The following is a 7,572-nucleotide window of genomic DNA, read 5'->3' on the forward strand; positions in this document are numbered from 1 at the left end:
CCCTGGCCGAGGCGGGCCGCCCACAGCCAGGCCGGGCTGTCGCCGACCGCGTACAGCGCGGAGGCGGCGGCGAAGGCGAGCAGGCCGCCGAGCAGGACCGGACGCGCCCCGACCCGGTCGGCCAGGGTGCCGAACAGCGGCTTGAGCACCACCTCCGCGCCGTCGTACAGCGCCAGCAGGCCGCCCAGCACCAGCAGCGAGGTGACCGCGTCCTGGCTGTGCGCGCCGAGGTTCGCGGCGATGCCGTGCGCGCCGAACGCGGTGGTGAACCCGGCCGCGTAGAGCGGCCACATGGCTCCCTTGGCTCCCTTGGCGCCCGAGGGACCGGCTTCCGTGCTCACGCCAGGAAATGTAGCGGTTGTTACATCATCGAGCTAGCCCCCCAGGTGCCGTTGGAAGAACGCCTCGATGCGCCGCCAGGCGTCGGCGGCCGACTCGGGGTGCGGTCCGACTCCGGCGATGCGGGAGATCGTGCGCAGTGGGGGCGGGGCGTTCTCGGCGTCGTTGAGGAAGGAGTGCCCCGCCTCCGGGTACTCCTTGACGTCGTGGACGACGCCGGCCCGGTCGAGGGCGGCTTCCAGCCTGACCGCCGCCCCCTTGAGCGTGCGGTCCCGCCCTCCGTACCCGGCCACCACCGGGCAGGCGCCGGCCACTGCCCCGTCGAGGTCGCGGGGCAGGCGGGCGTAGTTGACCGAGGCGGCGTCGAAGAGCCCCCGCCCCGCTGCCAGCAGCGCGAACGATCCGCCCATGCAGAAGCCGATGACGCCGATCCGGCCGGTGCAGTCCGGATGGCCCGCCAACTCGTCGCGGGCCGCCGCCACGTCGTCGAACGCGCGTCCGCGGCCGGACAGCATGGCCCGCATGGTCGGGATGAGGCAGCGGCGGGGGCCGCCGTCGGTGAACAGGTCCGGCATCAGGGCGAGGTATCCGGCCTCGGCGAGCCGTCCGGTCTGGCGGAGCATCACGTCGTCCACGCCGAACGCCTCGTGCAGGACGACGACGCCCGGCCAGGGGCCTGGTCCGGCGGGTCGCGCGAGGTGGCCGGTGAGGCGCCGCGAGTCGCCGTTCGAGGCGAGGTGCTGGGAGAGCTCGACGCGGTTCGTGAGAGGCACGGCGTCCTCCTGGCAGGGAGAGGAGATGAGACTTTCCGCTCATTCTGACCGAGGCGAGATCCGCTTGACCTGGCGGCCGGGGCTTGCGATCCTGAGCTTATTCATCAAGTGATGAAAAAGGTGAGAGCGATGACCGAGAACACGACCTGCGCGATAGTGGGAGGCGGACCGGCCGGGATGGTCCTGGGCCTGCTGCTCGCCCGCGCCGGCGTCGAGGTGACCGTGCTGGAGAAGCACGGCGACTTCCTGCGCGACTTCCGCGGCGACACCGTTCACCCGTCCACCATGCTGCTGCTCGACGAGCTGGGCCTGGGGGAGCGGTTCGCCGCGCTGCCGCAGAGCCGCTTCCACGAGGCGGCGTTCCCCGGCGAGGGCGGGAGCAGGGTCGTGGTGGCCGACTTCCGCCGGCTGAAGACCCCGCACCCGTACGTCGCGATGGTGCCGCAGTGGGACCTGCTCAACCTGCTGGCCGAGGCCGGCCGGGCCGAGCCGTGCTTCCATCTCCGGATGGACACCGAGGTCACGGACCTGGTGCGCGACTCGGGACGCGTGGCCGGGGTCCGCTACCGCGGGGCCGACGGCACGGCGGGCGAGCTGCGCGCGGAGCTGGTCGTGGGCTGCGACGGCCGCTGGTCGGTCGTCCGCCGGCAGGCGGGCCTGCGGCCCCGTGAGTACCCGGTGCCGATGGACACCTGGTGGTTCCGGCTGCCCCGGGAACGTGACGACCAGGCCGGGGCGCTCATGCCCAGCATGCACAAGGGCCACTTCGCCGTCGTCATCCCCCGGCACGGCTACTTCCAGATCGCCTACCTCGCGCCCAAGGGCGTCGACGCGCGGGTGCGGGCGGAAGGGCTGGAGGCGTTCCGCGAGCGGATCAGGACCGTCCTGCCGCAGTTCGCCGACCGGGTCGGCGCGATCCGCTCGCTGGACGACGTGAAGCACCTCGACGTACGGCTCAACCGGCTGCGGCGCTGGCACGTCGACGGAGCGCTGTGCGTCGGCGACGCCGCGCACGCCATGTCGCCGGTCGGCGGCGTGGGGATCAACCTCGCCGTGCAGGACGCCGTGGCCGCGGCGCGGCTGCTCGCCGGGCCGCTCCGGCGCGGGCGCGTCACGGCAGGGGACCTGGCGAAGGTGCGCCGCCGGCGACTGCTGCCGACCGTGCTCGTGCAGGCCCTCCAGCGCTTCATGCACCGGGTCCTCGTACGGCCGACGATCGAGGGCCGGCGGGACGGCCCGCCCAGGGCGGCGGCGGCCGTCCTCAACCGGATCCCCGGCAGCCGGGCCGTCACGGCGTACCTCATCGGCATCGGCTTCCTGCCGGAGCGCGCGCCGGACTTCGCCAGACGCCCCGGGACGTCCGCCGTCAGCACTTGACGCGAGCCTTCGTCGTGGGCTGCCGCCGCGCTGGTTGATCGCGGGCTCTAGCCTGGGCATGTCCGGAGGTCGCGGACGGTCGTTGGCGAGCGAGAGGGAGACGCGGATGAGCGGCACTGGTGAGCTGGTCGTCCCCGAGGTGGTCGACAGCCCGGTACGCCCGGCGCCCCCCAAGAGCCGGGTCGGGCGCTGGCTGCTGGAGCATCGGGTCCAGCCGGTCGGGCCGGAGACCCAGGAGGGGCACGCCAAGCCACAGGCGTGGTGGAAGGTGATGTGCCTGACGGGCGTGGACTACTTCTCCACGCTCGCCTACCTGCCCGCCATCGCCGCGCTGGCCGCCGGAGCCCTGTCGCCGCTCGCCACGCTGCTGATCGTGGCGCTGACGCTGCTCGGCATGCTGCCGATGTACCGGAGGGTGGCCAAGGAGAGCCCGCACGGGCAGGGCTCGGTGGCGATGCTGGAGAACCTGCTCCCGTTCTGGCGGGGCAAGCTCTTCGTGCTGGTGCTGCTCGGCTTCGTCGCGACCTCGTGGATCATCACGATCACGCTGTCGGCCGCCGACGCCTCGGTCCACATCCTGGAGAACCCCTACTTCCCCGGGTTCCTCCACGGCCACGAGGTCGCGCTGACCGTGGCCCTGCTGCTGGTGCTCGGCGGGGTGTTCCTGCTCGGCTTCACCGAGGCGGTCAGCGTGGCGATCCCGCTGGTGGCGGTGTTCCTCGTGCTCAACGCGGTGGTCGTCGTGGCCGGGCTGAGCGAGGTGCTCGCCTCTCCGGACGCGCTCTCCGCGTGGACGGGCGCCCTCACGGAGGGCCGCGGCGGCCTCGGCGGCGTCGTCGGGCCCGCGATCCTCGCCTTCCCGCTGCTCGTGCTGGGCCTGTCCGGCTTCGAGACCGGCGTCAGCATGATGCCGCTGGTCGCCGCCTCCGGCCAGGACGCCGAGCAGCGGCTCGCCTCCCGCATCCGCAACACGCGCAAGCTGCTCACCGCCGCCGCGCTCGTCATGAGCGTCTACCTGATCGCGACCAGCTTCGTGACCACCGTCCTCATCCCGGCCGAGGAGTTCCGCCCGGGTGGCGAGGCGAACGGCAGGGCCATGGCCTACCTGGCGCACGAGCGGCTCGGCGAGGCGTTCGGCACGGCCTACGACATCAGCACCATCCTCATCCTGTGGTTCGCGGGCGCCTCGGCGATGGCCGGTCTCATCAACATCGTGCCGCGCTACCTGCCCTCGTACGGCATGGCGCCCGAATGGGGGCGCGCCGTCCGCCCGGTCGTGCTCGTCTACACGCTCGTCTGCGTCGTCCTCACCATCGCGTTCGACGCCGACGTGGACGCGCAGGCCGGCGCGTACGCGACCGGCATCCTGGCGATGATGGTCTCCGGCGCGGTCGCGGTGACCATCTCGGCCGCCCGCCGCCGTCAGCGCGCGGCCACCGCCGGCTTCACCGTGCTCACGCTGGTGCTGGTGTACGCGCTGGCGGAGAACGTCAGGGAGAAGCCCGACGGCATCGCCATCTCCGCGGTGTTCATCCTCGGCATCATCGTGATCTCCCTGGTGTCGCGGATCTCCCGCACCACCGAGCTGCGGGCGGAGCGCATCGAGTTCGACGAGGCGGCCCGCCGGTTCATCACCGGCTCCATCAAGCACGACGGGGCCCTGAACCTCATCGCCAACCGCCGCCAGGCCGGCGACACGGCCGAGTACACGGCCAAAGAGCTCGAACAGCGCGGCATGAACCCCGTGCCGGGAGCGGCCGACGTGCTGTTCCTGGAGATCGATGTGATCGACCCCTCGGAGTTCAGCGACGTGCTCGAGGTGCGCGGCGTCGAGATCGGCGGCCACCGCGTGCTGCGTGTCGACAGCCCGGCCGCCCCGAACGCCATCGCCGCGATCCTGCTCGCCCTGCGTGACGCCACCGGGGTGCGGCCGCACTGCTACTTCGAATGGTCGGAAGGCGACCCGCTCACGCACCTGTTCCGCTATCTCATTCTCGGCCGGGGCGACACCCCTCCGGTCGTCCGGGAGATCATCCGCAGGAGCGAGCCGGATCCGGCCCGGCGTCCCGGCATCCACGTCGGCGGCTGACGCGGCCGATCGCCGCTCCGGCGCTGGGCGGGGCTCAAATGACGCGGCCGATCGCCGCTCCGGCGCGCTGAGCGGGGCTCAGAGGCGCTCGAAGCCGCGTACCCGCTCCCAGTCGGTGACCGCCGTCTCGAACGCCGCCAGCTCCGCTCGCGCCGCCCGCGCGAAGTGGCCGACCACCGCTTCGCCGAAGGCCTTGGCCGCGATCTCGCTCCTCTCCCAGCGGCTCAGCGCCTCGGGCAGCGTCGTGGGCAGCCGGGGCACCGACGGGTCGGCCATGGCGTTGGCCGCGTGCGGCGCGGGCAGGGTGAGCCCGTTCTCGATGCCGTACAGACCGGCGGCCAGCACGGCGGCGACCGCGAGGTAGGGGTTGGCGTCCCCGCCCGGCACGCGGTGCTCGATGCGCAGTGACCCGCCCGAGCCGACCACGCGGACGGGGCACGTGCGGTTGTCCCGTCCCCACGTGATGCCGGTGGGCGCGAACGCGCCGGGCTGGAGCCGCTTGAAGGAGTTGACGTTCGGTGCCATGAGCAGCGCCAGCTCCGGCAGGCACGCGAGCTGGCCCGCCACGAACTGCCGGAACAGCTCCGACATGCCGTCGTCCGCCGTCTCGTCGGCGAACACCGCCGAGCCGTCAGCGCCGCGCAGCGACAGGTGGATGTGGCAGGAGTTCCCCTCGCCCTCGTCGTACTTGGGCATGAACGTGAGCGCCACGCCCTCCTGCGCGGCGATCTGCTTGGCGCCGTTCTTGAAGAAGACGTGCTTGTCGCAGGTCGCCATCGCCTCGTCGTAGCGGAAGACGATCTCGTACTGGCCGGCGTGGCACTCCCCGCGGGCCGTCTCCATCGGGAGCCCCGCGCGCACCATCTCGCGGCGGACGCGGCGCACCACCGGCTCGATCTCGGCCAGGCCCTGCAAGGAGTAGTCGACGTTGTAGCGCGTGCCGGCCTCCAGGCCGTGGTAGCGCCGCTCCCAGGCGTCCCGGTACGTGTTGCGGAAGACCAGGAACTCCAGCTCGGTGCCGGCGAGAGCGGTCAGCCCGCGCTCCGCCAGCCGATCGAGCTGGGCGCGCAGCACCCGGCGCGGGGCCACCTCGACCGGCTCGCCGCCCGGCCACACGGCGTCGGCCAGGACGAGCGCGGTGCCGGGGTCCCAGGGCAGCACCCGCAGCGTGGCGGGATCGGGGCGCAGGACGAAGTCGCCGAAGCCGGACTTCCAGGCGTCGATGGCGTAGCCCGGCCCGGTGCCCATCTCGACGTCGGAGGCGAGCAGGTAGACGCACGCGCCGAAGCCCTGCCGCGACACCTCGTCCAGGAAGTACGGGACGGCCAGTCTGCTGCCCTGCAGGCGGCCCTGGAGGTCCGGGACGCTGACGATCACCTCCTCGACGCGCCCGGCCGCGGCCTCCGCGCGCAGCTCCTCGTACGTCAGGACACCCGGGGTGTTCGGGGATGTCATCTGTCCTCCTGCGGACCGGCGAGCGGGTTGGTGACCGTGCCGTGGACGACGTCGAAGCCCTCGTCGCGCTCGGCGCGGTCGTGGAAGCCGCCGCCGAGCAGCTGCTCCCGGTTGAGCGCCACCCGGTCGAACGCGGGCGCGAACAGGCCGAACGCCTCCGCCCGACCGGCCAGATCGGGGAAGCGGGCGTGGTAGCGCTCGATCTCGGCCCGTACCAGGCCCCAGAACTCCGCCTCCGGCACGCCGAGGTGCGTCTCGGCCAGCGGCGCGAAGAACCTGAAGTGGCCCGCGAAGACCGCGCTGAGCAGCGAGTGCGCCAGGTCCGGGGCGGGCCAGCGGAGCAGCACCGCGCGGGCGCGCGCCGACAGCGCGGCGTACTCGGGCAGCTCGTCCGGCAGCAGGTTGACGTCCTCGGCGAAGTCCTTGAGCGCGATGCCGACGGGGATGTCCGCCGCGTCGTAGAGGATCACGGTGTTCTCGCCGTGCGGGCAGTACGCCACGCCGTACCTGTAGAGGTAGTGCAGCAGGCCCGGCAGCAGCGCGGACAGGAAGCGGGCCAGCCAGGCGCGCGGCGCGAGCCCGGAGCGCTCGACAAGCTCGGTCACGAGCGCGCGGCCGTCCGAGCCGATCTTGAGCAGCGCGGCCATGGTCCGGGCCCGTTCGCCGTCGCCGAGCATCGCCGCCACCGGCTCGCGCCAGACCGCGCCGAGCAGCTCGTGGTAGCGGTACGGGGCGTTGCGCACGGAGTCGTACACGGGGTGGCGCACCGCGACGGACGCCACCTCGCCGAGCGGGTGGAAGCGCAGCTCGTCCCGCAGGTACGGGTCGCCGTCGCGCAGCGCGTGCAGCCAGGCGCTGACATCGGGCGCGGCCCTGGTCGGCTCGGTGGACAGGCCCCGCCACACCAGCGTGTTGCGGATGAGGAGCGGCACCTTCACGTTGCGCCGCTCCGGGTGGTCCAGGTTGGCGAGGGTGCGGATCGACTGCAGGGGCCGGTAGCGGTCGGGGCCCTCGCCGAGCGGCACGATCCGGCCATCGGCCAGGTAGGGGGCGAACAGCGGCTCGACGGCCTCGTCCCAGTGGAAGGGGTGGACGGGCAGCCAGGTGAAGCCGGCCGGGTCCAGCCCCGTCAGGGCGCAGGCGTCCTCCAGCGCGACGGCGAACTGCTTGCGCGTGTCCTCGTCCAGCTCCTCGGCCAGCAGCGCCGGGGCGTCCAGGCCGGGCACGCCCGAATAGCCCGCCAGCGAGCCGTGCACGGCCGCCCACAGCAGGCGCACCGCGCCGGCCGCCTCGGGAGCGTAGGCGGCCACGTCGGACGCGGCGAAGCCGAGCCGGCCCTTGTTGAGCAGCATGCAGGGGTGGCCGTCCTGGTGCCCCTCCAGGTCCAGGTGGTCCAGGTCGGCGAGCCGGGCGGCGGGCAGGGCGCGGGAGATCGCCACCGCCTCGGCCCGGCGGGTGGCGGTCAGCTCCCGCAGCACTTCGGCGGTGGTCGGGCCGTCCCAGCCGAGCACCGCGCGGGCGTCGAGCAGCAGCCGCTCG

The 7,572-nt window shown here is 73.2% G+C and carries 6 protein-coding genes; 2 read left to right on the forward strand and 4 right to left on the reverse strand.

The features are described 5' to 3' along the window. Together DQW85_RS31245 and DQW85_RS31250 are read right to left on the reverse strand one after the other, a co-directional pair. On the reverse strand, positions 1–341 hold a 341-nt coding region (locus DQW85_RS31245), incomplete at its 3' end, for an MFS transporter (protein WP_205315548.1). A gap of 33 nt (positions 342–374) precedes the next feature. Further along, positions 375–1,112 carry a dienelactone hydrolase family protein gene (locus DQW85_RS31250; protein ID WP_205315549.1) on the reverse strand — a complete coding sequence of 246 codons (738 nt, stop codon included), beginning with the start codon at positions 1,110–1,112 and terminating at the stop codon, positions 375–377. Between the two features lie 129 nt (positions 1,113–1,241). On the opposite strand from DQW85_RS31250, the gene DQW85_RS31255 reads away from it, so the two are divergent. Together DQW85_RS31255 and DQW85_RS31260 are read left to right on the forward strand one after the other, a co-directional pair. After that, positions 1,242–2,489, forward strand: coding sequence for an FAD-dependent oxidoreductase (locus tag DQW85_RS31255; RefSeq protein ID WP_113703394.1), 1,248 nt, complete (start codon positions 1,242–1,244; stop codon positions 2,487–2,489). A 106-nt stretch (positions 2,490–2,595) separates the two neighbouring features. Further along, entirely contained in the window at positions 2,596–4,578 is a 1,983-nt protein-coding gene (locus DQW85_RS31260) for an amino acid transporter (RefSeq protein WP_113703395.1), read from the forward strand. A 78-nt stretch (positions 4,579–4,656) separates the two neighbouring features. Here the strand turns inward: DQW85_RS31260 and DQW85_RS31265 are convergent, their stop codons facing one another. Together DQW85_RS31265 and DQW85_RS31270 are read right to left on the reverse strand one after the other, a co-directional pair. Then, positions 4,657–6,033: a glutamine synthetase family protein gene (locus tag DQW85_RS31265; protein ID WP_113703396.1), complete on the reverse strand. Its 1,377-nt coding sequence runs from the start codon at positions 6,031–6,033 to the stop codon at positions 4,657–4,659. Then, positions 6,030–7,572, reverse strand: a 1,543-nt coding sequence (locus tag DQW85_RS31270; RefSeq protein WP_113703397.1) for an IucA/IucC family protein, incomplete at its 5' end; no start/stop codon positions are given. The genes DQW85_RS31265 and DQW85_RS31270, both read right to left, overlap by 4 nt.

This window comes from Nonomuraea lactucae (assembly GCF_003313395.1).
Classification (GTDB): Bacteria; Actinomycetota; Actinomycetes; order Streptosporangiales; family Streptosporangiaceae; genus Nonomuraea; species Nonomuraea lactucae.